Annotated in this window: 24 protein-coding genes; 10 read left to right on the top strand and 14 right to left on the bottom strand. The window is 53.5% G+C overall.

Annotation, left to right across the window (positions count from 1 at the left end; translation table 11 throughout):
- Positions 1 to 44: 44 nt before the first annotated feature.
- The 4 genes from yihA to ttcA all read right to left on the bottom strand — a co-directional run bounded on the left by yihA (position 45) and on the right by ttcA (position 4,198).
- Positions 45 to 695, bottom strand: a complete 651-nt coding sequence (gene yihA, locus QQL62_RS06610; RefSeq protein WP_284377107.1) for a ribosome biogenesis GTP-binding protein YihA/YsxC — start codon at positions 693 to 695, stop codon at positions 45 to 47.
- Entirely contained in the window at positions 692 to 1,441 is a 750-nt protein-coding gene (locus QQL62_RS06605; protein WP_284377106.1) for an MOSC domain-containing protein, read from the bottom strand. The genes yihA and QQL62_RS06605 overlap by 4 nt, the downstream gene beginning before the upstream one ends.
- Positions 1,441 to 3,279 carry a membrane protein insertase YidC gene (yidC, locus tag QQL62_RS06600; protein WP_284377105.1) on the bottom strand — a complete coding sequence of 613 codons (1,839 nt, stop codon included), beginning with the start codon at positions 3,277 to 3,279 and terminating at the stop codon, positions 1,441 to 1,443. The genes QQL62_RS06605 and yidC overlap by 1 nt, the downstream gene beginning before the upstream one ends.
- Before the next feature lie 79 nt (positions 3,280 to 3,358).
- Positions 3,359 to 4,198: a tRNA 2-thiocytidine(32) synthetase TtcA gene (ttcA, locus tag QQL62_RS06595; protein ID WP_284377104.1), complete on the bottom strand. Its 840-nt coding sequence runs from the start codon at positions 4,196 to 4,198 to the stop codon at positions 3,359 to 3,361.
- A 196-nt stretch (positions 4,199 to 4,394) separates the two neighbouring features.
- Between ttcA and QQL62_RS06590 the strand changes: the two genes are divergently transcribed.
- Positions 4,395 to 5,264, top strand: a complete 870-nt coding sequence (locus QQL62_RS06590; protein WP_284377103.1) for a DMT family transporter — start codon at positions 4,395 to 4,397, stop codon at positions 5,262 to 5,264.
- A 15-nt stretch (positions 5,265 to 5,279) separates the two neighbouring features.
- Here QQL62_RS06590 and yidD read toward each other — a convergent pair whose 3' ends face one another.
- From yidD to rpmH, 4 genes are read right to left on the bottom strand one after another with little or no spacing between them, the layout of a single operon-like run.
- Positions 5,280 to 5,501, bottom strand: coding sequence for a membrane protein insertion efficiency factor YidD (gene yidD, locus QQL62_RS06585; protein ID WP_284377102.1), 222 nt, complete (start codon positions 5,499 to 5,501; stop codon positions 5,280 to 5,282).
- Entirely contained in the window at positions 5,501 to 6,973 is a 1,473-nt protein-coding gene (locus tag QQL62_RS06580) for an AMP nucleosidase (protein WP_284377101.1), read from the bottom strand. The genes yidD and QQL62_RS06580 overlap by 1 nt, the downstream gene beginning before the upstream one ends.
- 45 nt (positions 6,974 to 7,018) lie before the next feature.
- Positions 7,019 to 7,432 carry a ribonuclease P protein component gene (rnpA, locus tag QQL62_RS06575; RefSeq protein ID WP_284377100.1) on the bottom strand — a complete coding sequence of 138 codons (414 nt, stop codon included), beginning with the start codon at positions 7,430 to 7,432 and terminating at the stop codon, positions 7,019 to 7,021.
- 25 nt (positions 7,433 to 7,457) lie between these two features.
- On the bottom strand, positions 7,458 to 7,592 hold the full coding sequence (rpmH, locus tag QQL62_RS06570) for a 50S ribosomal protein L34 (RefSeq protein WP_284377099.1): 135 nt from the start codon (positions 7,590 to 7,592) through the stop codon (positions 7,458 to 7,460).
- A gap of 279 nt (positions 7,593 to 7,871) precedes the next feature.
- Between rpmH and QQL62_RS06565 the strand changes: the two genes are divergently transcribed.
- The 3 genes from QQL62_RS06565 to QQL62_RS06555 are packed head-to-tail and all read left to right on the top strand — an operon-like array spanning position 7,872 to position 11,399.
- The gene (locus QQL62_RS06565) at positions 7,872 to 8,582 is read left to right on the top strand and encodes a TVP38/TMEM64 family protein (protein WP_284377098.1); all 711 of its coding nucleotides are present in this window, start codon (positions 7,872 to 7,874) and stop codon (positions 8,580 to 8,582) included.
- On the top strand, positions 8,579 to 9,991 hold the full coding sequence (locus tag QQL62_RS06560; RefSeq protein WP_284377097.1) for a dihydrolipoyl dehydrogenase family protein: 1,413 nt from the start codon (positions 8,579 to 8,581) through the stop codon (positions 9,989 to 9,991). The genes QQL62_RS06565 and QQL62_RS06560 overlap by 4 nt, the downstream gene beginning before the upstream one ends.
- 22 nt (positions 9,992 to 10,013) lie before the next feature.
- Complete coding sequence (locus QQL62_RS06555; protein ID WP_284377096.1) at positions 10,014 to 11,399, top strand: sensor histidine kinase; 1,386 nt, start codon at positions 10,014 to 10,016, stop codon at positions 11,397 to 11,399.
- A gap of 33 nt (positions 11,400 to 11,432) precedes the next feature.
- Here the strand turns inward: QQL62_RS06555 and trpS are convergent, their stop codons facing one another.
- Entirely contained in the window at positions 11,433 to 12,449 is a 1,017-nt protein-coding gene (trpS, locus tag QQL62_RS06550; protein WP_284377095.1) for a tryptophan--tRNA ligase, read from the bottom strand.
- Between the two features lie 86 nt (positions 12,450 to 12,535).
- Between trpS and QQL62_RS06545 the strand changes: the two genes are divergently transcribed.
- A complete protein-coding gene (locus QQL62_RS06545) occupies positions 12,536 to 13,234 on the top strand; it encodes a rhomboid family intramembrane serine protease (RefSeq protein WP_284377094.1) in 699 nt (232 codons plus the stop codon).
- 82 nt (positions 13,235 to 13,316) lie between these two features.
- Here QQL62_RS06545 and QQL62_RS06540 read toward each other — a convergent pair whose 3' ends face one another.
- Positions 13,317 to 13,541 (bottom strand): hypothetical protein, encoded by a 225-nt coding sequence (locus tag QQL62_RS06540; RefSeq protein ID WP_284377093.1) that lies wholly within the window; start codon positions 13,539 to 13,541, stop codon positions 13,317 to 13,319.
- A 280-nt stretch (positions 13,542 to 13,821) separates the two neighbouring features.
- Between QQL62_RS06540 and galE the strand changes: the two genes are divergently transcribed.
- A complete protein-coding gene (gene galE, locus QQL62_RS06535; RefSeq protein WP_284377092.1) occupies positions 13,822 to 14,835 on the top strand; it encodes a UDP-glucose 4-epimerase GalE in 1,014 nt (337 codons plus the stop codon).
- Here the strand turns inward: galE and murJ are convergent.
- The 3 genes from murJ to QQL62_RS06520 are packed head-to-tail and all read right to left on the bottom strand — an operon-like array spanning position 14,832 to position 20,360.
- Complete coding sequence (gene murJ, locus QQL62_RS06530) at positions 14,832 to 16,376, bottom strand: murein biosynthesis integral membrane protein MurJ (RefSeq protein ID WP_284377091.1); 1,545 nt, start codon at positions 16,374 to 16,376, stop codon at positions 14,832 to 14,834. The two genes, galE and murJ, sit on opposite strands and share 4 nt — an antisense overlap.
- Positions 16,373 to 19,204 carry a [protein-PII] uridylyltransferase gene (locus QQL62_RS06525; protein ID WP_284377090.1) on the bottom strand — a complete coding sequence of 944 codons (2,832 nt, stop codon included), beginning with the start codon at positions 19,202 to 19,204 and terminating at the stop codon, positions 16,373 to 16,375. The genes murJ and QQL62_RS06525 overlap by 4 nt, the downstream gene beginning before the upstream one ends.
- Positions 19,170 to 20,360, bottom strand: coding sequence for a penicillin-binding protein activator (locus QQL62_RS06520; protein ID WP_284377089.1), 1,191 nt, complete (start codon positions 20,358 to 20,360; stop codon positions 19,170 to 19,172). The genes QQL62_RS06525 and QQL62_RS06520 overlap by 35 nt, the downstream gene beginning before the upstream one ends.
- A gap of 106 nt (positions 20,361 to 20,466) precedes the next feature.
- Here QQL62_RS06520 and rsmI point away from each other — a divergent pair, with 106 nt between their 5' ends.
- The 4 genes from rsmI to QQL62_RS06500 all read left to right on the top strand — a co-directional run bounded on the left by rsmI (position 20,467) and on the right by QQL62_RS06500 (position 23,589).
- Entirely contained in the window at positions 20,467 to 21,324 is an 858-nt protein-coding gene (gene rsmI, locus QQL62_RS06515) for a 16S rRNA (cytidine(1402)-2'-O)-methyltransferase (protein ID WP_284377088.1), read from the top strand.
- Positions 21,321 to 21,668 (top strand): YraN family protein, encoded by a 348-nt coding sequence (locus QQL62_RS06510; protein ID WP_284377087.1) that lies wholly within the window; start codon positions 21,321 to 21,323, stop codon positions 21,666 to 21,668. The genes rsmI and QQL62_RS06510 overlap by 4 nt, the downstream gene beginning before the upstream one ends.
- Positions 21,669 to 21,736: 68 nt before the next feature.
- Entirely contained in the window at positions 21,737 to 22,678 is a 942-nt protein-coding gene (gene gshB / locus QQL62_RS06505) for a glutathione synthase (RefSeq protein WP_284377086.1), read from the top strand.
- Entirely contained in the window at positions 22,678 to 23,589 is a 912-nt protein-coding gene (locus QQL62_RS06500; RefSeq protein ID WP_284377085.1) for an alpha/beta hydrolase, read from the top strand. The genes gshB and QQL62_RS06500 overlap by 1 nt, the downstream gene beginning before the upstream one ends.
- Here QQL62_RS06500 and QQL62_RS06495 read toward each other — a convergent pair.
- On the bottom strand, positions 23,578 to 25,080 hold the full coding sequence (locus tag QQL62_RS06495; RefSeq protein ID WP_284377202.1) for a YifB family Mg chelatase-like AAA ATPase: 1,503 nt from the start codon (positions 25,078 to 25,080) through the stop codon (positions 23,578 to 23,580). The genes QQL62_RS06500 and QQL62_RS06495 overlap by 12 nt on opposite strands.
- Between the last annotated feature and the right edge of the window lie 67 nt (positions 25,081 to 25,147).

Genomic DNA, 25,147 nt, shown 5'->3' with positions numbered 1-25,147 from the left:
TTGTTTTCTACTTGGATAGCGTGATTGGTGCGAATTTCAAAGGTTTAAACCAGTGTGCGGATGGTATTGCGCAGGGTGGCTATGCCATCGCCTTTTTCTGAACTGGTCAAGATGAATTCCGGATAGGCGGCGGGGTATTTTGAAACCACCTCTTTGGTTTTGGTGATGATTTTGTCCAGCTCGCCCTTCTTGGGCTTGTCTGATTTGGTCAAAACCACCTGAAAGGTCACAGCCGATTTACCCAGCAGTGCCATGATCTCCTCGTCCACCGCCTTGGGGCCGTGGCGGCTGTCGATCAACAGGAACACGCGGCGCAAAGAGGCGCGCCCCGAGAGATAGGCCTTTAGCAGGGCTTGCCATTTTTTGACAACGGGCAGGGGGGCATTGGCAAAACCATAGCCGGGCACATCCACCAGATAATGGCTGTCGTGTAGGGTGAAGAAATTGATCTCTTGGGTACGGCCGGGCGTATTGGATGTACGGGCCAGAGATTTACGCCCGGTTAGGGCATTGATCAGGCTGGATTTACCTACATTCGAGCGTCCCGCAAAGCAAACCTCTAGGCGATCAGCGGGGGGCATGCCATCCATGGCCACCACGCCCTTTAAGAAATCAGTTTCTTGTGCAAAGAGCAAACGCGCGGCCTCGATTTCCGGTTTTTCAGGATCGGGGGCCAATGTATAGTCGATTTTCATGAGATGACCTGTGCTGTATCGCCAAGAGTTATGGTGCCGGTTTTTCGCACCACACCAAAGATGCCGAAATTTCTATGGCCATGGTCGCGCTCTAGTGTTGCTAGGGTGGGGGCATCTGATGTGCCGGAATCGGGGTTCACCGTGGTGGCCATACAGCGTTCGATTGGGTCGATGATATCAAATTCAGCGCTACCGATGCGCAGAACCTGACCGACCAGATCAAACTCTTGCCATGGGGCCAGACCATCTAGCCAGATATTCCCGCGAAAGCGGCGTTGATCGAGATCCATTCCCATGGACTGTCCAAGGGCGCTTAGGCTGGAATTGCTGAGGATCGAGACCGTCTGTTCTCGGCTGTCGGTTAGGCCGCGATCAGCCTTGTAAAGGCGCTCTGGCATCACGCGGTCTGGGTCAGAAATGGCGCGCACCCATTGGATCAGGGCGGGTTCGTCCTGTTCTGGATCTAGGGTGATGCTGGGTTGATCTGGGTGGTTAAGGGTGATTTCACCGCTGGTTTCATCCAGGGATGCGGTGACGGCCATCAACGAATAGGTACGTGCACCGCGCGCAAAATTCAAACAGCGGGCCCATTGCGGATTATCAAAATCGGCCTTGCTGGCGCTGTGGGCTAGGGCCCAGTGACGATCCATTGGCATGCATTGCCCATGGATCATCAGGCTGGTTGTTAGGGGTTCGCATCCGACCCCCTTGATCGGATGCCGCCACAGGTTGGTGACGGTTCCCATTATTTTGCCTCTTCTTTTTTCAGGCGCTTAAAGATGTTGCCTAGAATGTCTGGTTTCACACCCTGTGAGCGCATGATGGTGTATTGCTGAATAAAGGTCAGCGTATTGTTGGCCACCCAGTAAATCACCAGACCAGAGGCAAAGCCGCCCAGCATGAACATAAAGATAAAGGGCATCCATGCGAAAATCTGTGCCTGTGTTTTATCCGTGGGGGCTGGGTTCAGCTTTTGTTGTAGCCACATGGTTATGCCCATGATGATCGGCCAAACACCAATAGAGAAAATAGCAAAGAAGTTTTCTGGCCCCGGAACACCCCATGGCAATAGGCCAAAGAGGTTCAGGATAGAGGTTGGATCAGGCACTGACAGGTCTGTTAGCCAGCCAATAAATGGCGCATGGCGCAATTCCAGAGTTACGAAGATCACTTTGTACAGCGAGAAGAAGATCGGGATTTGCAGCAAGATCGGCAGACAACCCGCCGCAGGGTTCACCTTCTTGGTGCGGTACAGCTTCATCACCTCTTGTTGCATGGCTGCACGATCATCGCCGTGTTTTTCCTTCAGTTTCTCCATTTCTGGCTGCAATTCTTTCATGCGGGCCATAGAGACAAATGATTTATAGGCGAGCGGGAATAGGATGGCCTTGATCAGCACGGTCAGGGCGATAATTGCCCAACCCATGTTGCCAATGATGCCATTCAGCCAATGCAGTACGGCGAACATCGGCTTGGTTAGGAAGAAGAACCAGCCCCAGTCAATGCTATCGATGAAATCGGCAATACCGGCCTCATTTCCATAGTCCTTGATGGTTTGGTATTCCTTGGCGCCAGCAAATAGGCGCGATGTCACGGTGGTGGAGGAGCCTGCGGCCACTGTGATCGGCTTTTGGCGGGCCTCTGCTTGGTAGCGATCCGCGCCTTCGGTGTATTTCGATACCGCATCAAAGCCGTTGACCGCATCCGGAATCAGCGTGGTCATCCAGTATTTACCTGTAAAGCCGATCCAGCCGTTTTGGTCGGCGGGGATAATGCGCAGGTTGGCGCGTTCGCGATCAGAGTAGTCCTCGTCTGGCATATCTTTGTAGTCGATTTCTTCGCGGGCCTCACCATCATTTAGGATGATACCCTCGTGTAGGATGTATACACCGCCGGTCGAGCTTTCTTTGCGGCCATAGGCGGCGCGGGCAATTGGGCCGCGCTGTACGATCATGCCGTAGGGTTGCAGGATCACATCGCCGGGGCCGGTGTTTTCGACGGTTTGCTGAACGTTGAACATATAGTTGTCATCGATCGACAAGGTGCGGCGGAAAATCAGGCCAGAAGCATTTTCCCATTTCAATGTTACGGGGGTGTTTTGGGTTAGGGTGTTGCCTGCCTCGATCGCCCATGGGGTGCTGGCGCCGGGGACATCATCATAGGTCAGGGATCCCGCGGGAATAAAGCCGTGCAGGATATAATAGGCCGCCGGCCCGCCCGCAGGGGACAAGAGGGTGACCTTTTCGCTATCGTCGTTTTGTTTGCGATTGTAATCGATCAAGCGCAGATCATCGATGCGTGCACCCGTCAACGACAACGACCCCTCTAGGCGGTCTGTTTTAATGGGTAGACGTGCACTGCTGGCCAAGGCACCGTCGCGGGTTTGCGTGGCGGTGGTGGTAATGCTGGGGGCCAGCGAACCTGTGCTGTTTTGTGGGGGTTGCACGGATCCATCTGCATTCACCACCTGTGTTTGTTGTACAGGTTGGGGTTGCTCTGGTGGGAAAATAATAAACCACACCAACAGAACCAACATGCTTAGCACGGTGGCAAGGATCATATTCTTGTTACTATCGTCTTGCATTTCTAGGCCCGAATAACTGGAATTTTGAGGTTAGATAGCTTCAATAGACTCTTGGCCCAAAGGTCAAGAGATTGATCGGCTATGGGGTTTTGGGATTGGGGCGCGTAAGCCCTGCGAAATCGAACAGTTTTTCATCCAACAGGTGGCTGGGACGCGCATTTGTTAAGGATTTGAACAGCACTTGGCGTCGGCCGGGGCTGTTTTGTTCCCATTGATCGATCATTTGTTTCACCTGTTGACGTTGTAGCCCATCTTGGGAACCGCACAGATCGCAGGGGATAATGGGATAATTCATGGCATTGGCAAATTTCTCACAATCGGCCTCGGCCACATGGGCCAGCGGGCGATACACGAATAGATCGCCCTCGTCATTGACCAGTTTGGGCGGCATGGTGGCCAGCCGCCCGCCATGGAATAGGTTCATGAAAAAGGTTTCTAAGATATCATCGCGGTGGTGGCCCAAAACCACTGCCGAGCATCCCTCTTCGCGGGCAATGCGGTAGAGGTTGCCGCGGCGCAGGCGGCTACACATGGCGCAATATGTGCGCCCTGTTGGCACTTTGTCTTTGACGATGGAATAGGTGTCCTCGAATTCTACCCGATTAGGCACGCCCATTTTTTCTAGAAATTCAGGCAAAACCGTGGCTGGGAAATTGGGTTGGCCCTGATCCAAATTGCAGGCCAGAATTTCCACGGGCAGCAGGCCGCGCCACTGTAGCTCGGTTAGGGCGGCTAGCAATGTATAGCTGTCTTTGCCCCCCGATAGGCAGACCAGCCATTTGGCGCCGCGTTCGATCATGCCATATTGCTCGACCGCTTCGCGGGTTTGGCGAATGATCCGCTTGCGCAGTTTTTTGAATTCTGTGGTGCTGGGGGCGCCTTCGAAAAGGGCGTGAATTTCTGATTGTTGGTCTAGCATAGCTGGCTCCTTCGCGCGGGGGCCTTATAGCGGGGATCTGCGGGGGGGGCTAGGGGGAGAATTCTGTCGGCCTAAGGGCGTGCGCTGGCCCTATAGCGGTGAAACATGCGATAGTTTTGGTTAGAATGATTTTGGGGTTGCGAAGTCGCTTGGTTCCCTGTCTTGATACGGGCAATACCCTTCTGAAAGTTTTGTGATGAATAATATCAAGGGCATCTTATTGATGTTAGTGGCCATGGCTGGCTTTACTATGGAAGATTTGTTTGTGAAGAAAATGTCCGCGGATTTGTCCACGGGGCAAATATTGTTGATGCTTGGGCTGGGCGGGGGCACCATTTTCGTGGCGATTGCCCTGGCTAAGGGGCACCGGCTGGCCACCGGTCGGTATTGGAATCGGGGGATGATCCTGCGGTTTCTATCAGAGGCAGCCTCGGGGGTATCCTTTGTGTATGCGATTAGCATCTTGCCTCTGTCTACGGTTGCGGCGGTGTTTCAGGTGACGCCTTTGGTGATTACTATGGGTGCGGCCCTGTTTCTGGGCGAGGCGGTTGGCTGGCGGCGCTGGGCGGCGATCTTGATCGGATTTACGGGGGTCCTTATTATCATTCGGCCTGGATTTGCGGTGTTTAATGCCGATATAGTGTTTGTTTTGATCGCGGTTCTGTTCGTTTCTATGCGCGATTTGATAACGCGGTGGTTGCCTGCGGATGTGCCTTCGGCGGTTTTGTCCTTTCAGGCGTTTTATGCGGTGGCTGTGGTTGGTGGTGGCATGGTGATGTTTGGCGAGACCACATTCCAAGCGCCCTCGGGGGTACAGTGGGCGTTTATCGCCGGTGGGGTTTCTTTTGGGGTGATCGGGTATTTTGGGCTGGTATTATCCACGCGTATCGGAGAGGCGGCGATTGTGACACCTTTTCGCTATTCGCGGCTGATTTTCTCGTTGGTGGTTGGGTTCTTTATCTTTAGTGAACGACCAGATCTATGGACGCTGTTGGGGGCAACAATTGTGATTGTAACGGGGATCTATACCGTATGGCGCGAGAGAATCGCCGCACGCCAAGCATAGCGCGGGGGATTTCTTTTAATCCGGCACATTGTCCACACCAGACCCGCCCCATGGGTGGCATTTTGAAATGCGGCGCAGGGCCAGCCAGCCGCCCTTGATGCCGCCGTGTTTCTTTAGCGCTTCTAGGGCATAGGACGAGCAGGTGGGCTGAAAGCGGCAGTTACCGCCCAATAGGGGGCTGACAACCATGCGATAGAACCGCACGATCATCGAAAACACCCATGCAAGTGGCGACATTACAAAAATGCCGTTTCATCAAAGCTGCGCAATTTGCGCGAATGCAGGCGCTCCATTGGCATATCGCGGATGCGCTCCATGGCCTTGATCCCGATATGCAGATGCTGAGAGACCTGCTGCTTGTAAAAGGCCGAGGCCATGCCCGGTAACTTTAGCTCTCCATGTAGGGGTTTGTCTGAAACGCACAGCAATGTCCCGTAGGGCACACGAAAGCGAAAGCCATTGGCGGCGATTGTCGCGCTTTCCATATCCAGCGCCACGGCTCGCGATTGTGATAGCCGGTGCACGGGGCCAGACTGCTCGCGCAATTCCCAATTGCGATTGTCAATGGTGGCGACAGTACCAGTGCGCATAACCTTCTTGCGGTTATAGCCCTTCAGGGCTGTGACTTCTTCTACGGCCTCTTCTAGGGCCACCTGAATTTCAGCCAAAGCGGGGACTGGCACCCATGTGGGCAGATCATCATCCAAGACGTGATCCTCGCGCACATAGGCATGGGCTAGAATGTAATCCCCAAGCTTTTGTGAATTGCGCAGGCCAGCACAGTGGCCGACCATAATCCACGCATGGGGACGAAGAACGGCGATGTGGTCGGTGATGGTTTTGGCGTTGCTAGGCCCAACCCCGATATTCACCATGGTAATCCCCGATCCATCGGCGCGCGCTAGGTGGTAGGCAGGCATTTGTGGAGATTTGGCATCCGCATCATTGGTTCCATCGGCATCGTGTATCACATTGCCGGGTTCCACCAGCGCCACATAACCCGATGCAGGGTCTGCGATGGCGGCTTTGGCATATTTCACAAACTCTTCGATATAGAACTGATAGTTGGTGAACAGAACATGGTTTTGGAAATGTTCTGGCGAGGTGGCTGTGTAATGCTCTAGGCGGGCCAGAGAATAATCCACGCGCAGGGCCGTGAAAGGCGCAAGGTGGCGATCCTCGTCAGATGTGCCCATGGCACCAAAATTCATAATCGCATCATCGATCTCATCGAGCTGTGGCACATCGAACATATCGCGCAGGGGCAGGGTTGGAGCATCTTCGGTGGTGGTGATTACATCGCTGGATTTCATGGCGAAATGTACCGGCATTGGCATTTTTGAAATGCCTACTTCGATCGGAACATTGTGATTGTCGATAATCAATTGTAATTGTTGGGTCAGATAACCCCGGAACAGCTCTGGGCGGGTGATGGTGGCGGCGTATTTGCCCGGCTCGGCCACATAACCAAACGATAGGCGGGTGTCGACGGCGGCATAGCTGGTCACACGCACCCGAATTTCGGGATAGAAGGCGCGGTATTTCTGCTCTGCACCTGTGCCTCCCAGTACATTTAGAAACGCTGCGCGCAAGAAGCCCTGGGAATGCTGATAAATATCGATGATGCGTTCTACCGCGGCGGCGGCATCCGTGAATTTGGCATCATTCGGAACGTCTGGGATTTCGATGTGGGGGGCGCTGTCTGGCATATGTCTATCTTTTTAGTCATAGGATAGACTTGCTCAGGGTAGAATTCAATCCTTGGAGGGGGAATGGATTTTTTTTAATGCATAGCGCAGATCGCCTAGCAAGGCATCGTAGGCACGATCAATCGTGGCGCGGGGTTTGCCCACCAACACATAATCCCAGCCCGGTTTGGCGTGTTTGGGCAGAACTGCGCGGGCGATTTCGCGCAGGCGTCTTTTGGCGCGATTGCGCGCCACCGCATTGCCAATTTTTTTAGAGCAGGTGTAACCCACGCGAATGTGTGGATTTCCGTCATCGCGAAACCGTGCCTGTAGCAATAGGCCTGATGTGCCACGGCGCGCCGCGCGCGAAGCACTTAGAAAATCCGCACGCACTTTCAGGGTTTCCAGACGTGGAAAAACCGCCAGCGGAGGATCACCAGCGCCCAAAGTGGGGTCTGATTTTGCCTCTGGCGGTTTCATGTGCAAAAACGCAAAAAACGTCAGCCTATGCTGACAGGCTCTTACGACCTTGTGTCCGGCGACGGTTCAAGATCTTGCGGCCATTTTTGGTAGCCATGCGTGAGCGAAAGCCGTGGCGGCGTTTGCGAACCAAGTTACTTGGTTGATATGTACGTTTCATTTCGATCTCCTGATCGTCTTGGGCCAAACCACAAAGGATTCGAAGCCCGTGGTGTTCGAGAGTTGCTCTTTAGGCCGATGCTGGGGCTAAGTCAATTCGCATTGCATCAGTTTTATTACAGGAAATTGAAAAAAAATGCCAAAACCGCTGATGGTGACCTAAAACTTGGGAGAATTGAAACAATTGATCACCCAAGATCAACCCCGCGTGATGGGGCTAGCGTCAAAAAGACCAATCGCGCATTAAAGATGCAACACAGGACAACAAAGGTAGATTGCTATGAATATTCGCAAAATGATTCCCCTAGGGGTTATTGCGTTGGGGGCTGGATTGGGTGCGTTTTTCCTACGTGATATCGTCAGTTTTGAAAATCTTGCCGCTAACCAAGAGGCCCTGAGCCAATGGCGCGACAATAACTATGTGATCGCCGCCTTGGTCTTTGTGGCGCTCTATGTGGTGGCGGTGGCATTTTCCCTGCCGGGTGCCACAATTCTGACCCTAACGGGTGGATTTCTATTCGGGATATTTCCGGGTGCCCTGTTTAATATACTTGGGGCCAGCATCGGGGCCTGTGCGATTTTCATCGCCGCCAAGACGGGATTGGGGGATAGTTTCGCCGCAAAGCTGGGCGATAGCCAGAAAAGCGGCTTTTTGGATAAGATGGAAAAGGAAATTCGTCAGAACGAGGTGAGCTATCTGTTACTGATGCGCCTTGTACCTGCGGTGCCGTTTTTCGTGGCCAACCTTGCACCAGCGTTTGTTGGGGTATCTCTACGCCGTTTTGCATGGACCACGTTTTTCGGGATCATGCCGGGGGCGGTGGTCTATACCTCTGTTGGGGCGGGCCTAGGTGAAATATTTGCCCGCGGAGAAACGCCAAATCTTGGTATTATATTCGAACCTCATATTTTGGGGCCAATTCTAGGGTTGGCGGCATTGGCCGCATTACCGATCTTGATTTCAAAATTTAAAAAGGAAACAGCACCATGAAACGTATCAAAACGGATCTTTGTGTAATTGGGGCGGGTTCGGGTGGCCTGTCTGTAGCGGCGGGTGCTGTGCAGATGGGGGCCGATGTGGTTCTGCTAGAGGGCCACAAAATGGGCGGTGATTGCCTGAATTATGGCTGTGTGCCGTCCAAGGCGCTGTTGGCCGCGGGCAAGGCCGCCCATAGCCAGACCAAGGGCGCCGCAATGGGGGTAACCCCACAGGTGCCGGTGGTGGATTACGCCGCCGCCAAGGCCCATGTGGCATCTGTGATCAAGGGGATAGAACCCCACGACAGTGTCGAGCGTTTCGAGGGGCTGGGGGTGAATGTGATTTCTGAGTTCGGCACCTTCATTTCACCGCGCGAGGTGCAGGCGGGGGATACGATCATTACCGCGCGCCGGTTTGTGATCTCTACAGGGTCTGCGCCCTTTGTGCCGCCCATTCCTGGGCTAGCTGATGTGGATTACCTGACCAATGAAAATGTGTTTGAGTTACAAGAGCGCCCAGAACATCTGATCATTATCGGTGCCGGGCCGATCGGCATGGAAATGGCACAGGCCCATGCCCGCCTTGGGTGCAAGGTAACGGTGCTAGAGGGCGCAAAGGCGCTGGGCAATGATGATCCAGAATTAGCAGCCGTAGTTATAGAATCGCTGCGCGCTGAGGGTATTGATATTGTCGAGGGGGCCTTGGTCACCGATGTTGCCCAAGACAGGCACGGGATTACCCTGAACACCAAAGATGGGCCCAGCTATAGCGGATCGCATCTCTTGATGGCCGTGGGGCGAAAACCCAATGTTGATCGCCTGAACCTAGAGGCGGCGGGCATAGAACCGACGCGCGGGGGCATCAAAGTGAATGCATCGTTAAAGACCACAAATAAACGTGTATATGCCATTGGTGATGTGGCGGCGGGGTTACAATTCACCCATGTGGCGGGGTATCATGCGGGGGTGATCATCAAATCGGCGCTTTTCGGTCTGCCCAGCAAACAACGCATGGATCATGTGCCGTGGGTAACCTATACCGACCCTGAATTGGCGCAGGTAGGGTTAACAGAGGCGCAGGCCCGAGAAAAATATGGAGAGGCGCTAAGCGTTGTGCGCGCAGACTACGCCGATAATGACCGCGCCCGCGCATCCCACCTGACCAAGGGATTTGTAAAGGTGATGGTGGTCAAGGGGCGCCCTGTGGGCGCATCTATTGTTGGTGAACAAGCGGGCGAGCTGATCCAGATATGGGCCTTGGCCTTGGCAAATAGGTTGAAAATGGGGGCGGTGGCCGCGATGATCAGCCCCTATCCCACTCTTGGCGAGGTGAATAAACGCGCCGCAGGGGCCTATTTTACCCCTCGCCTATTTGATAGTAAGGTCGTAAAAAACGTAGTGGGTTTGGTTCAAAGGTTCTGAACACCCCAAGCAAGGCAGGTATATGTTTCTAAGAACACTTTCGGGGCGCTTTTTGTTGCTGACTATCATATTTGTGATGGTGGCAGAGGTAATGATTTTTGTGCCCTCGGTTGCACGCTTTCGCGAGGATTATTTGCGCGAGCGGCTTGAAAGATCGCAGATCGCTTCGCTGACGTTATTGGCGGCACCGGATGCGATGATCTCATTAGAGTTACAAGAAGAGCTATTGGACAATGCTGAGGTGCTGAATATTGTGCTAAACCGCAATGAAATGCGCGAATTGGTGTTGGCGAGCCCAATGCCTGCTGCGGTGGATATGACGGTAGATTTGCGCCAAAACGGCGCGTGGACTTTGATCCGCGATGCCTTTGATACACTGATTAATGGATCAGATCGTGTCATCCGTGTCGTTGGCGCACCGGTCAAAGGGGGCGGCACGTTGATCGAGGCCACCATGGCCGAGGGGCCTCTGCGAAATGCTATGGTGGGGTATGGTTGGCGGATTTATTGGCTGTCTTTGGGGCTATCTTTGGCCATTGGATTGATGTTGTTTGTAGCCACGCGCAAATTAATCGGCGCACCAATCAGCCGTGTGGTGACCCAAATCCAAAATTTCCAATCTGCGCCCGAAGATGCCAAGAAAATCATTCAACCCAAGGCTCCCGTAACTGAGCTGTATCAAGCCGAGCAGGCCTTGGCGGAAATGGAAACACAGCTGAACCAATCCTTGCTGGAACGCAAACGGCTGGTTGCCTTGGGGGGGGCTGTCTCAAAGATCAGCCATGATCTACGCAATATTCTGACCACCACACAATTGTTGGCGGATCGCATGGAGATTAGTGATGATCCCCGCATTCAACGCATTGCGCCAAAGCTGGTGAACAGCCTGTCGCGGGCGGTAAACCTGTGCGAGCGCACCCTGTCTTTTGGCAAAGCCGAAGAGCCCACGCCTGAGCTGTCTAAATTCCCGATCCTAGAGATGTTCGAGGATGTGGCCGAGGCAGAGCGTCTGGCGATTGGGGATGGGGATGTGCAAATAGACATTGCGGCTGATCCGACGCTTAGCTGCTGGGCGGATAAGGATCAAGTATTTCGGGTGGTGTCGAATTTAACCCGCAATGCGCGTCAGGTTCTGACAGCCCGTGGAACGTCAGGGCTGATTACACTAGATGCCAGCGAGGATGGGCAGAGCTTTGTAATGCGGATCAGCGATAATGGGCCGGGTATGCCGCCACGCGCGCGTGAGAATATGTTCAAACCCTTTGAGGGCAGTGCGCGGGTTGGTGGATCGGGTCTGGGCTTGGCCATTTCGGCCGAGTTGATTCAAAATCACAATGGTACACTGGAACTAATCCAAAGTGATGACATGGGCACGATCTTTGAAATTCGACTGCCCAAGGCAGGCTAGGGCCCCAAGGGGGCCCGCCATTACACCCGAGCTTTATTTAATAAATCCGACGATTTGTTTGGCCTCTGCCAAAATAGGAGCAGCGATTGCATCGGCACGTTCTGCGCCATTGGCCAAAATGCGGTCGATCTCGTCTGGCTGTGCCAATAGGCGCGCGATTTCAGAGCTGATCGGGGCCATATGGTTCACAGCCAAATCCGCAAGGGCGGGCTTGAATGCGCCAAACTGTTGGCCACCAAATTCACGTAAAACATCGTCTACAGAAATGTCAGCAAGGCCTGCATAGATATTTACCAAATTACGGGCCTCTGGGCGATCCGCAAGGCCAGCGGCCTCGGATGGCAGGGCATCTGGATCGGTCTTGGCCTTGCGAATTTTGGCGGCAATTGTATCCGCATCATCAATCAAATTGATCCTGCTTTTGTCTGACGGATCGGATTTCGACATTTTCTTGTTACCGTCGCGCAGGGACATCACACGCGTGCCGGTGCCCTCGATTACGGGATCGGGGATCGGGAAGAAATCGACACCGTAATCATGGTTGAATTTAGCGGCCACATCACGGGTTAGCTCAACATGCTGTTTCTGATCCTCACCAACGGGCACATGTGTGGCCTTATAGGTCAAGATATCCGCCGCCATCAACGCAGGGTACACATAGAGCCCTAGGGACATTTTCTCGGCGTTTTTACCGGCCTTGTCCTTGAACTGGGTCATGCGACTCATCCAGCCAATACGCACCACACAGTTCAAGATCCAAGCCAATTCGGCATGTGCGGGCACCTGACTCTGGTTAAACAGAATGGACTTTTGGGGATCTAGTCCACAGGCGATATAGGCCGCCGCCAGTTCGCGGGTCTGGTTGCGCAGGGCGGCTGGATCCTGCCATACCGTTATGGCGTGCATGTCTACCACGCAGTAGATGGTTTCAATACCGTCATCTTGCATTTTACCAAACCGGCGTAGCGCGCCTAGGTAATTCCCAAGGGTCAGGTTTCCCGATGGTTGGATTCCTGAAAATACGCGCGGGGTGATCTGCGCTTCTGTCATGGCAATTGTGCTCCGTTTGGATTAGATGCTGTTGGGTGGGTTATCACAAAACACCCAATGAACGTCAACCAATGGAGACCATCTGAATGTTTGATCCAAATGCAAATGCATCACCTTTTAATTCGGTGCCTGCGGTTATTGTGGTTCTGGTGGTGTTGATGGCGGGGATAGAGGTGATCTTTCAATTGGGCGAGGCGGGATTTATTGGCGGGCGCGAGGCCATAGGTTGGCGGCTGGAATACAGCCGGGCATTTGGTTTTGTGGGGGCGATTTTTGATTGGATGATCCAGAATGCCAGCTATCCTATCGAGCATATTATTCGCTTTGTTACCTATATTTTCATCCACACGGGGGCCATACATGCGCTGTTTGTATGCGTGTTTACATTGGCAATGGGGAAATATGTGGGCGAGATTTGCCATCCCTTGGCGGTGCTGGCGATGTTTTTGCTAAGCGGGTTATTCGGCGCCTTGGCGCAGGCGCTGTTTACCACAGGGAATACCCTGTTGTTGGGGGGGTATCCTGCGGTCTATGGGCTGATCGGGGCCTTTACGTGGCTCCAATTTGTTTTGATGCGTGATCGCGGAGACAATGGCTATATGGCCTTTCGCCTGATAGGATTTTTGATTGTTATTCAGTTGCTTTATATGTTGGCCTTTGGGGGTAACAATGATCTGGCGGCGGAACTAACGGGTTTCGCAACAGGGTTTAGTTTGGCGATATTGTTAGAGCCCAAGGCCGCGGCGCGGTGGCGCGCATTACTTACGCGGATTAGAGCGCGCTAGTTATCAAAATTTGGACATAAAAAAAGCGAGGCTAATCCTCGCTTTTTTAAACTGTAGTACCAACTGTGTTGGTGTAAAATTCTTAGCGTTCTGATTCACTTGTTGCTGATGTGTCATCAGAAGAAGCAGCTGCGATAGCTGCAATTAGCAGAAGTGGGATCAACCATGCTGCAGAACCAGCAGACGAAGAAGCTGCTTCTGGCTCTTCTACTGTCATAACATCTGGCTCAGTTAGAGTACCTGCGAATGAGGCAGTTGCGAAAGCGGCAGCAGCAAATGTTGCCACAGTAAGTTTTGATAGGCTCATAATAGTGCTCCTAGAATTAAAATTGCCTCAGTAGAGGATACCGCTAAACTAAACATTGCGGTACTGAAATTCAACCTACTTGTGCGGTTGTTGATTAATTTCGGGATAACACCTGTGAATACTAGCGAAACCCGTGGATTTAGTTGCCTATAGTTGTAGCAAACTGTTGTGGCGATTCGCTAGTTTCAGAAATGGGTTTTAAATTTAGAGAATCCAGTTAAACCCAACAAAGAACTGACGGGCGTTATAATTGGCGCATATTTGGCTGAAGGAGAGCTGCATGACGGGTCGGATATTGTTGACGGGTGGATTGGGATACATCGGGTCACACACCTATGTGGCTTTGGTTCGGGCGGGCTATGATGTGGTGGTGATTGATAACCTGTCCAATGCCAAGGCCTCTGTCGCCGGCCGTTTGGCACAGATCACCAATCGCCCAACAGATTTTCGCAAATTGGATATTTTGGATCGCGCGGGCCTAGAGGCGCTGTTCCATGCAGAAAAATTCGACGCAGTGGTACATTTTGCTGGGCTAAAAGCCGTGGGGGAATCCGTGTCGCAGCCGCTGCGGTATTTCGACGTGAATGTAACGGGGCTAAGCAATGTTTTATCTGCGATGCAGGCTAATGATGTGGGGACGATTGTGTTTTCATCCTCGGCCACGGTCTATGGCGGAGGGGCCGATTTGCCGTTCCAAGAAGATGCACCCACCAGCTTTTCTAACCCTTATGCTCATACCAAATTGACAGGTGAGCAGATACTAAATCAAATCTCATCCGTTAATGCCAAATTCTGTGCGGGTATTTTACGCTACTTTAATCCTGTAGGGGCCCATGCCTCGGGGATTATTGGCGAAGATCCCAATGATATTCCCAATAACCTGATGCCGTATATCGCCAAGGTCGCCAGCCGTGAGCTACCGCACCTACAGGTGTTTGGCGATGACTACGACACCCCTGATGGCACGGGCATTCGCGACTACATCCATGTGGATGATCTGGCGCGAGGCCATGTTTTGTCTCTGAACAGCCTGTTGCACACTGGGCGCGGGCACACGGTGAATTTGGGAACAGGGCGGGGCTATTCTGTCCGCGAGGTTCTGGCCGCCTATGGGCGAGCCTGTGGCTGGGATTTGCCCTATGAGATAGCCCCGCGGCGTGCAGGTGATATTGCCGAGATGCGTGCCGATATCACCCGCGCCGCAGCGTTGTTGGGATTTGAGGCGGAAATGGGCCTAGACGAGATGTGCGCCTCTAGCTGGCATTGGATCACCACGGGTGCCCAGCACGCCTAGGATCGGCGGATAAATCCGCGCAGGTCTGATTTTTGAATGCCACCGGATAACAGCAATACCGCGCCATAGCTAACAGCACCTGCACAAATCAGCCCTAACAATGCGATATAACGGATACCATCCGCATTCAGCGCATCCCACAGCAAATATTGTACTGCGAAAATAACGCCGCCCATTGCAATGCTAGAGATCAGAATTCTAGGCAGGCGCGCACGAATGCGCGCATCAAGGGCGCCAGCCAGCCCCATCCGGCGCGTGCCGCGCCATAATAACACCAACATCACCCATGCCGAGAGCGTGGTACCGATGGCCGCGGCCAAATAACCCCAATAGAGCGACAAGCCCACCGCCAGCACGAAATTCACGACCATGGCTACCAAGGCATAGCGAAACGGGGTGCGGGTGTCTTCGCGCGCGAAATACAGGGGCTGTAGCACCTTTTGTATCACAAATGCAGGCAAGCCCAACGCATAAATCGACAGAGCCGCTGCAGTGGCACGCGAATCGGCGGCATCGAATGCGCCCCGTTCAAACAAAACCGAGATCAAGGGAATTGGCACCAGCGCCAATGCTACGGCCGCAGGCAGAGTCAGCATACAGGAGAACTCTAGGGCGCGGTTAAACGCCGCTTGTCCTGCAACAGAATCCTTGGCGGCCAGTTTGCGCGCCAGTTCGGGTAACAGCACAATGCCAATGGCAATGCCCACAACCCCTAGGGGCAACTGATACAACCGATCCGCATAATATAGCCAAGCAAAGGCGCCTTCGGAATGGCTGGCGACATTCCGCCCCACCAACAGGTTTATCTGTATAACCCCCCCTGTCAGCAGGGTAGGCACAGCAATCACAAACAGGCGTTTCAAATCAGGCGTGAGTTTGGGCAGGTGGAATTTGATGCGAATGCCCAATTTTCGAATGGCCCCCCAGACAAGCCCCATCTGAGCAATCCCCGCAATGGCCACCGCAATCGCCAGTGTTTTGCCCATATCCCAGCCCGCGTAACTGGCCAAAATCATCGCGCCGATCAAAATCACGTTCAGCAACACCGGCGCGGCGGCGGCGGCGGCAAAGCGACCATGGGCATTCAACATCCCGCTGAACACAGCCGCCAGCGAGATAAACAGAACATACGGAAAGATGATCCGAGACAGCGCAACCGCCAGATCAAACCGCGCAGTGCCCGCAAATCCGCTGGCTTGTGCGTATACCAAATAAGGCATGAACAGCTGTGCGACCAGTGTCAGCATGATCAACATACCTGCCAGCACGGACAGAGCATCAGAGGCAAAGCGATCCGGATCATCAGCATTTTCTAGTTTTTTCGCATAGAGCGGTACAAAGGCTAGGTTAAAGGCCCCCTCGGCAAAAAAACGGCGAAATAGATTTGGTAGGGCAAATGCCGCCTGAAAGGCCTCGGCCACAACACCGGTGCCCAGATAGGCCGCCAACATCAAATCGCGCACCAATCCCACAACGCGGCTGAGCAATGTCCAGCCGCCCACCGTAACAAATGCGCCGATCAGATTTATGCCGCGTTTCATGCCATCGCCGCCTTCGCGCCGCGCTGAATGGCATCTTCCAATCGCTTGGCAATTTTCTTTTGCTTGTCTCGCGAGTGAATTTTTAGCCCAACGATATCTTTGACATAGAAAACATCCACTGCCTGTACCCCATATGTGGCAATTACCGCGCTATCGATTTGGATGTTGGAATCTGTGAGTGTGCGTGTCAGATCGTATAGCAGACTGGGGCGGTCACGGGTGTCGACCTCGATAATAGTGTAATATTCGGACCCCTGATTATCGAATACAATCTCGGTAGGAACCTGAAAATCGCGCTCGCGCTTTTTCAGCTTGTTGCGGTCCTTTAAGAGGGTGCTGGCGATTACATCACCATGCAGGATCTTTTCGATGGTTTCTCGCAAGCGTTTGAATTTTTGGGTCGAAAATTGGTGCCCTTTGTCGTCTTGGATCCAAAACAGCAACGTGGCAAACCCATCAGACGAGGTATAGCTGCGTGCATCCACAACATTGGCATTGGCGAGTGCGAGTGCACCTGCAATACGCGAAACGATCCCGGGGTGATCTTGCATGGCGAACATGGCGCGGGTGGCATCGCGATCGGGGTCTTGCTCAAATTTGGTGATCAAGCGGTTGTTGGTATTTTCGCGCAACATTTCCGCAAATCCCACATGGGCAGTGGTGTCCAGCCCTTGCCAATAATGATCATAGTGACGGGCCAATTCGGTGTCGATCGCGCCCTTGTCCCAATCGGGCAGCGCCGTCGCCAATGCCTTATGGGCATCATGCACTGGGTTATGCTTACCTTGGGTATCTAGGCCGCCCTTGATGATATCGCGTGTTGCCAGATACAGCTCGCGGATCAGCTGGGCGCGCCAATTGTTCAATGTGCCCGGCCCAACCCCCATGATATCACAGGCGGTCAGCACGGTTAGCAATTTCAGCCGTGAGGTTGATTTCACAACGGCGGCGAAATTGGATACGGTGCGCGGGTCGGACAGGTCTCGTTTTTGGGCGAAATCTGACATGATCAGATGGCTTTCCACCAGCCAGACCACGATTTCGGTTTCTGCCTCATTCATGCCCAATGCGGGGCAGATCTCGCCCGCCAGCCGCGCGCCAGCAATCGAATGATCCTCAGGCAGCCCTTTGCCGATATCATGCAACAGCAAGGCCACATAGAGCACGCGGCGATTCACGCCTTGGTCTAGTATTTTCGATACAATCGGTAGCTCTTCTTCCAGCTCGCCTTCTTCGATACGTGCGAGTACTGAAATGCACTGAATTGTGTGTTCGTCCACCGTGTAATGATGGTAGATATTGAACTGCATCAGCGCGATGATACGCTTGAATTCAGGGATAAAGGCACCCAATACGCCCAACTCGTTCATTCGGCGCAGCGCGCGTTCCGGGTTGCCATAATCCAGCATCAAGGACATGAAAATACGCCGCGCCTCTGGGCTGGCACGTACGGTATCATCGATCAAATCCAAATTCGCGGTGATCACGCGCATGGCGTCTTGGTGGATCAAATAGCCTGTGCGCAGACCGGCCTCGAATAGGCGCAAGATATTCACAGGATCGTCTAGGTAGGTGTCTGGGTTAGCCAGATTAATTCGGCCTTGTTCCAGCGCGTAGTCCGCAGACAGGCCATCGTTGCCTGCATTGCGGCGCCAAACCATGTTGCGCAGCCGGTTACCCAGCGATGGTGTTTCTTTTAGGTGTTGTGCCTCTAGGGCGGTTATAAAGACGCGGGTCAACTCGCCCACATGGGTGGCGTGGCGAAAATAATCTTGCATGAAATGCTCGACTGCGCGCATGCCTTCGTCTGATTTATACCCCAGACGTTGGGCCACATCCACCTGTTGGTCAAATGTCAGCTGTTCTGTGGCGCGCCCGGCAGCCAGATGCAGGTGGCAACGTGTCGTCCATAGGAATTCATGGGCCTGCTCAAAGGCATCATATTCATCCTGTGTGAAATAGCCCTGTGCGATCATTTCAGAGTGCGTCTTAGCGCCGGCCACGTATTTGGTGATCCAGAACAGAGATTGCAAATCGCGCAACCCGCCTTTGCCTTCTTTGACATTGGGTTCCACCACATAGCGTTGGCCGCCTTGTCGGGCATGGCGCGCGGCGCGCTCTTCTAGTTTTTCGTCCACATAGTCGCTGGCTTTGGCCTTGAACAGATCATGCCACATGCGTTTTTGCAGGCTATCGTACAGGGGCTCGTTCCCGCACAGATAGCGACATTCCATTAGGGCGGTTTTGATCGTTTGATCGGCCTTGCCTAAGCGCACGCAGTCAATCTCGGATCGGGTGGAATGGCCGATCTTTAACTTCATATCCCACAGGATATATAGCATGCTTTCGATCGTGCTCTCGGCCCATGGGCTTATCTTGTTGGGGGTTAGGAACAGCAGATCTACATCCGAGAAAGGCGCCATTTCCCCGCGCCCATACCCGCCGACACAGACGATGCTAAGGGTTTCATTTTTGGTGGGCGTTGGGTTGGGGTGCAGATAGGTTGCCACCACATCATAGGCAGCGGCGACCAGACAATCGGTCAGATAGGAATAGGAATGGATGGCGCGGCGTGCATCATAGGGATCTTCTGTAAGTTTTTGTTCAATAAACGCGCGCCCATTGGTATTGGCTTGGCTTAGAATTTTTGCCACCTGCGCTTTGACGGCGGATTTACCTTCTTGGTCGAACACAGATCGCACATTGGCATAAAACTCCTGTGCATCGAAAAGCAATTCGGGCGCACCAATGAGCGCGCCCGTTTCAAACAAAACCTGTGATTGATCCATTAAATCATAACCCTGAACCGCCAAAAGAAGTTGGCGCATTCGAGATAACCTTGAATGAGCCTATTCCTGCTTCTGCCACAGAAAGGGCACGTTGTGTAGAGCCATCTTTGATCAAGCGAAAGGCCCCTGACGCGCCAAAGAACCCTTTGGTGCGGGTCAGCTGGCTACGCTGTACAGCGCCTGGGTTTTTCTCGGTCAATAGTTCTGCTACTGCCGAAACACCATCATATGCAATCCCTGCCAGCGGATGGGCGGTGGTGCCATATGTTTGGCTAAAGCGGCTGTTAAAGGCAGTGATGGCCGCGCGATCTGGTATGGTGAACCAGCCGCCGCGCAACCCTGGCGCAGATAGGGTGGTCGAGGGAATATCCCAGCGTGCTAGCCCCAGAACCTTGACAGATTGTTCCAGATCATCAGTGCTTGTGGGCATCATCGAACTGATAATTGGTAACCCAGAGGCACTATCGGCGGTTAGGACAACCGCAGTAGCGCCAGAACCCGAAATTTTAGACATAATGCCGGGCATCGAGCTGGAAATACCCTCCGGAGAAAATGGATAGCTGTGGGCACCTGCAAAGCGCGCACCAGAACGGGACACCGCAGAGCGCACCGCAGAGCTGGCCAGTTGCCCCGCGGCATTTTGGGGGGCAATGACGGCAATGGATTTAAAGCCCTGTGCCGAGGCATGGCTGACAATGCGATTGGCGGTGTTTTGGAATGTGTTGCCCATCACGAAAACATTGCCGCCGGCCACGTCTGTGTTGTTGGAAAAGCTGAGAACGTTGATGCCCTTGGTGGCGGCAACTTGGCCAACGGCGTTTGCTGCCTCGGCAAACAATGGACCGATGATCACCTTGGATCCATCACTTAGTGCGGCGCGAGCGGCCGATGCGGCCTGTTGGGCATTACCGCCTGTGCTATAAACCTTTAGGCGGATTTTGGCTTCTGGGTGGTCCTTTAGCGCCATTTCCGCCGCTTTGGTTAGATTGTCGGCCAATGAATCGTGGTTGGCATTGCCTGACCCGCTTGGAACTAACAGGGCGACCTTTACGGTGGCTTTGGGGTTAACCCTTGGGCCGTCACCGTTCGAAGAGGTGGTGGTGCCCGTGCTTGGTACACATGCGGATAACCCGCCGGCGAACAGAAGCGCGACTGTGCTGCGGCGCGCAAAATCTAGTGGTTTTTTCCCAAACATTTAAATCTCTCCCAAAGAATGCGTATTGAACAATACCTGTGCCAAAAGTTAAGGTACACAGACCCGTAATTCAACGGGTCTGTGAGAATAAGGCAGAATTCTTCTTATGGGTGATAAAAAACTACCAGCAGGATTGTATATTGTGGCGACCCCAATTGGGACGGCGGATGATATTACGCTACGTGCGCTTCACATTTTGGCACAGGCGGATGTGTTGGCGGCGGAGGATACCCGCAACCTGCGCCGATTGATGGATATCCATGGAATTGCGCTGCAGGGGCGGCGTATTGTGCCTTATCACGATCACAATGGGGATGCTCAGCGACCCAAGCTACTGGCGGCCCTAGAGCAGGGAAAAACCGTAGCCTATGCATCGGATGCGGGTACGCCTTTGATTGCAGATCCCGGATTTGGTTTAGCGCTTGGCGCGCGCGAAGCGGGGTATAAAATCCAAGCGGCGCCAGGGGCCAGCGCTGTGCTAACCGCCCTGTGTATGGCGGGGCAACCGACGGATCGGTTCTTCTTTGGGGGGTTTTTGCCAAATAAAACTGGCCACAGAAAGGCGATGCTGGAAAAAATCGCGCCGTTAGATTCTACATTGGTTTACTACGAATCTCCAAAACGCGTGCGTGCGTGCCTGTCTGACATGATCACGGTATTCGGGGCTGAGCGTTCTGTTTCTCTTTGTCGCGAACTTACGAAAAAATTCGAGGAAGTGATAAGGGGATCTCTGGTAGAGGTTGAAGAGATTGTCGCAGGCCGAGAGAGTATCAAAGGTGAGGTGGTCTTGGTGCTTGGACCACCTCTGGAAAAGGTGGTGAAGGAAGAAGATATTCATGAATTCTTAATTGAGCTGCTGCAAACATCTCGCGTAAAGGATGCGGCGGCTGCGGCCAGTACGCATTTTAATATTCCGCGCAAACAAGCCTATGAAATAGCGCTGCTGATAAAGGATCAGAAATGACAGGTGCCACTGGGTATTATACAGGTTTGGCCGCGGAGCAATCCGTTGCACAAAAATACCGCGCCTCTGGTTTCTCGGTGGTATCCGAGCGGTTTAAAACCAGATGCGGCGAGATCGATTTAATCGCAGAGCACAACGATCACTATTATTTTGTCGAGGTTAAAAGCAGTAAGACCTTTGAGCGCGCGGTGGAACGGATAACGCCGCGCCAGATCGCACGGATCCGCGCCGCTGCCTTGGAGTTTTTGGTATCGATCAAGCGCCCTCTTGAGACCAACATGCGCTTTGATGCCGCGCTGGTTGATGGCCTTGGTCACATTAAGGTTATCCCAAACGCATTTTAGGCCCAGCCCTTGCATCGCCTTTGGGCATGGGTCATGTATCAGGGAACAATCTGATGGAGTGACCCCAAATGAACCTTTCTGTTGCGATCCAGATGGATCCTATTGAGCCAATCGATATTGCCGCTGACAGCACATTTCGCATTATGGAGGAAGCCCAAGCCCGTGGGCACAGCCTGTTTTACTATACCCCAGATAAAATTGCATTTGAGAATGGTATTGTGAGTGCAACCGGATGGCCGATTGAGGTACGCCGTGAACGGGGTAATCATTTTACCAAGGGCGCGTTGACCAAGGTAAACTTGTCTGATTTTGATGTCGTGTGGTTACGCCAAGATCCGCCATTTGACATGGGCTACATTACTACAACGCATATCTTGGATATGGTACATCCGGACACACTGGTGGTAAATGATCCGCGCTGGGTCAGAAATTATCCTGAGAAGCTGTTGGTTTTGCAATTCCCGGATTTAACACCGCCCACGACAATTGCTCGGGATTTAGATGTTCTAAAGGCCTTCAAGGAAGAGCACGGGGATATCATTCTTAAGCCCCTTTATGGCAACGGTGGGGCGGGTGTGTTCCGCCTTGGGCCAGATGATCGCAATTTGAATTCGTTGCACGAGTTGTTTGTAGGGATTAACAACGAGCCACTTATTGCGCAAAAGTTTCTCCCTGATGTATCCAATGGTGATAAACGGGTGATTTTGGTGGATGGGAAGCCTGTTGGGGCAATTAATCGTGTACCCGCCAAAGGCGAAACCCGCTCTAACATGCATGTTGGGGGGCGCCCAGAGCCTGTAGAGCTGACTGCCCGTGACCTAGAGATTTGTGCAGCCATTGGGCCACTGTTGCGCGAGAAGGGGCAGGTGTTTGTTGGGATTGATGTGATCGGTGGCAACCTGACGGAAATCAACCTGACCTCGCCCACCGGCATTCAAGAACTGGAACGCTTTGACAATATCAATGTGACGGAAATGATTTGGCAGGCCATCGAGGCCAAGCGCCCTTGATGTCAATTCGCTTGGCGCTATTTTCTGGTGTTTCGCGGGTGTTTTTCAAGGCCGCTCTGAAGCATATCCGCAATGAGACGGTTTTGCGCCGCTATCTTGATCTGGTGACCAAGTGCAATGCGCGCAATCCCAAGGGCGTGCAGTATCATGCAGACAGGCTTACGCATATGGGCCGTACAGTGCACGTGGAATGGGCTAAGCCGGCCAATGATACGACGCGTGTCTTGCTCTATATTCACGGCGGTGGGTTCATCTTTGGCAGTGCGCGCACCCATCGCCATCTGGCCGCAGATATAGCGCAAAAAATCGGTGCACAGGCGGTTTTACCCAATTATGGATTGGCTCCAGAGAATCCATTTCCCACCGCGATCGAGGATGTCACGACCTGTTATCTGGCCCTGCTAAATCAAGGGGTGTCACCCAATGATATTGTGCTTGGTGGTGATAGCGCTGGCGGGAATTTAGCTCTTTTGTTGCTGTCGCGCCTAGCGGAAATCGGCACACAGATGCCAGCTTGTGCATTCACCTTTGGCGCGGTGACTGATCTATCAAAATCATCTAGAACGATGATGGAAAATCAGAAATCCGATTGCGTTCTGGCGCTATCCCGATTTGACGATATGAAGGCGATGTATGCGCCGGATGTTGCGGCGGATTCGGCGAAAATTTCGCCTCTGTTTGCGGATTTTGCTGGTGCACCACCAATTTTAATGCAGGCCTCGCGCGGCGAAATTCTGCTTGGGGACAGCCAGTTGATGTCTGATGCGCTACGCGCGCAAGGGTGCGATGTTGAGTTGCAGATTTTTGAGAACAACTTCCATGTGTTTCAAATTCTGCGCGGCATAGTCCCCGAGGCAGATCAGGCCGTGGCAGATGTGGCCAGTTTTTGCTGCAAACACCTAGGAGGCTAGGCGATAGCTTAGCGCCTCTGCCACATGCGGCTGGCCAACATCGCATGCACCCTCTAGATCCGCAATTGTTCGTGCCACTCGCAGAACGCGGTGATAGCCCCGCGCACTAAGCCCAAAGCGATCCGCCGCCGCGCTTAACAGCGCCATGCCCTCGCGATCTGGTGTGGCAATTTCATCCAACAATTTGCCCTCGGCCTCGGAATTCAGACGGACATTTGGTACGGCAGTGAATCGCGCGGCTTGGTGTGCCCATGCGGATTTCACGCGCGCGGCGATTGCCGTGCTGGTTTCACCGGCGGGCGCATCTATCAGGTCAGATAAAAATACCGGCGGCACATCAACGCGTAAATCAAACCGATCAATCATCGGGCCGGATATACGCCCCAAATAATCCTCGCCGCAAATTGGTGCGCGCGAGCAGGCACGCCCCGCATCCGTCAGGTGGCCGCATTTGCACGGATTGGCCGCCGCAATCAGCATAAAGGCACAGGGATAAGAGACATGCGCATTAGCCCGCGATACATTGACCTGTCGGGTTTCGATAGGTTGGCGTAGGGTTTCAAGGACGCTGCGCGCATATTCGGGGAACTCGTCCATAAACAAAACGCCATTGTGAGCCAACGAAATTTCCCCCGGCTTAGCGCCGCGCCCGCCCCCAACAATTGCCGCCATCGAGGCCGTGTGATGGGGCGCGCGGTAGGGGCGTGTTTTGGAAATGCCGCCCTCGGATAGCATGCCCGCCAAGGAATGGATCATCGATGTTTCTAAGGCCTCACTTGGGTCTAAGTCGGGCATCAGGCTGGGCATGCGGGCGGCCATCATGGATTTCCCCGATCCTGGTGCACCGACCATAAATAGGTGATGGCGCCCAGCGGCGGCGATTTCCATTGCGCGTTTGGCGCGCTCTTGGCCCTTTACGTCTTGAAGGTTTCGATGTTCGGGCGGGGCGGATACTTCGCCGGGTTGTGCGGCGGGTAGGGGCGCGCGACCGTTGAAATGATTCATTACCTCCAGCAGGGTTCTGGGGGCGGTCACCTGTACGGCACCAACCCATGCGGCCTCGGGGCCACAGGCAAAGGGGCAAATCAGGTCAAAATCCGCCTCGGCGGCGGCCATGGCCGCAGGTAGTGCGCCAACAATCGGGGATAATCTACCATCTAACGACAGCTCTCCCAAGGCAATCTGGCGGGCAATTGCCTCTGCGGGGACAACCTCCATAGCGGCCAACAGCGCCAGTGCAATGGGCAGATCAAAGTGCGAACCGATCTTAGGCAGATCCGCAGGAGACAAATTAACGGTGATTTTCTTGCTGGGCATGGCCAGACCCATGGCGCAAATTGCGGATCGAACCCTCTCGCGGGCCTCTGAAACGGCCTTATCTGGTAGGCCAACGATTTGAAAGCCGGGCATGCCGGGGGACAGGGCGCATTGCACCTCGATTAGGCGGCCCTCTAACCCCTGAAAGGCAACTGTGTAGGCCCGTGTGATTATATTCCCTCGCGTTAACTTTGGTTAACAGCTAGGAGCAGTATGGTTTATTTTTGGTTAAGTTTGCGCA

This window comes from Amylibacter marinus, assembly GCF_030160015.1.
GTDB lineage: Bacteria > Pseudomonadota > Alphaproteobacteria > Rhodobacterales > Rhodobacteraceae > Amylibacter > Amylibacter marinus.
The sequence above is the reverse complement of the archived record's forward strand: the minus strand, read 5'-3'. Positions and strand labels throughout refer to the sequence as shown.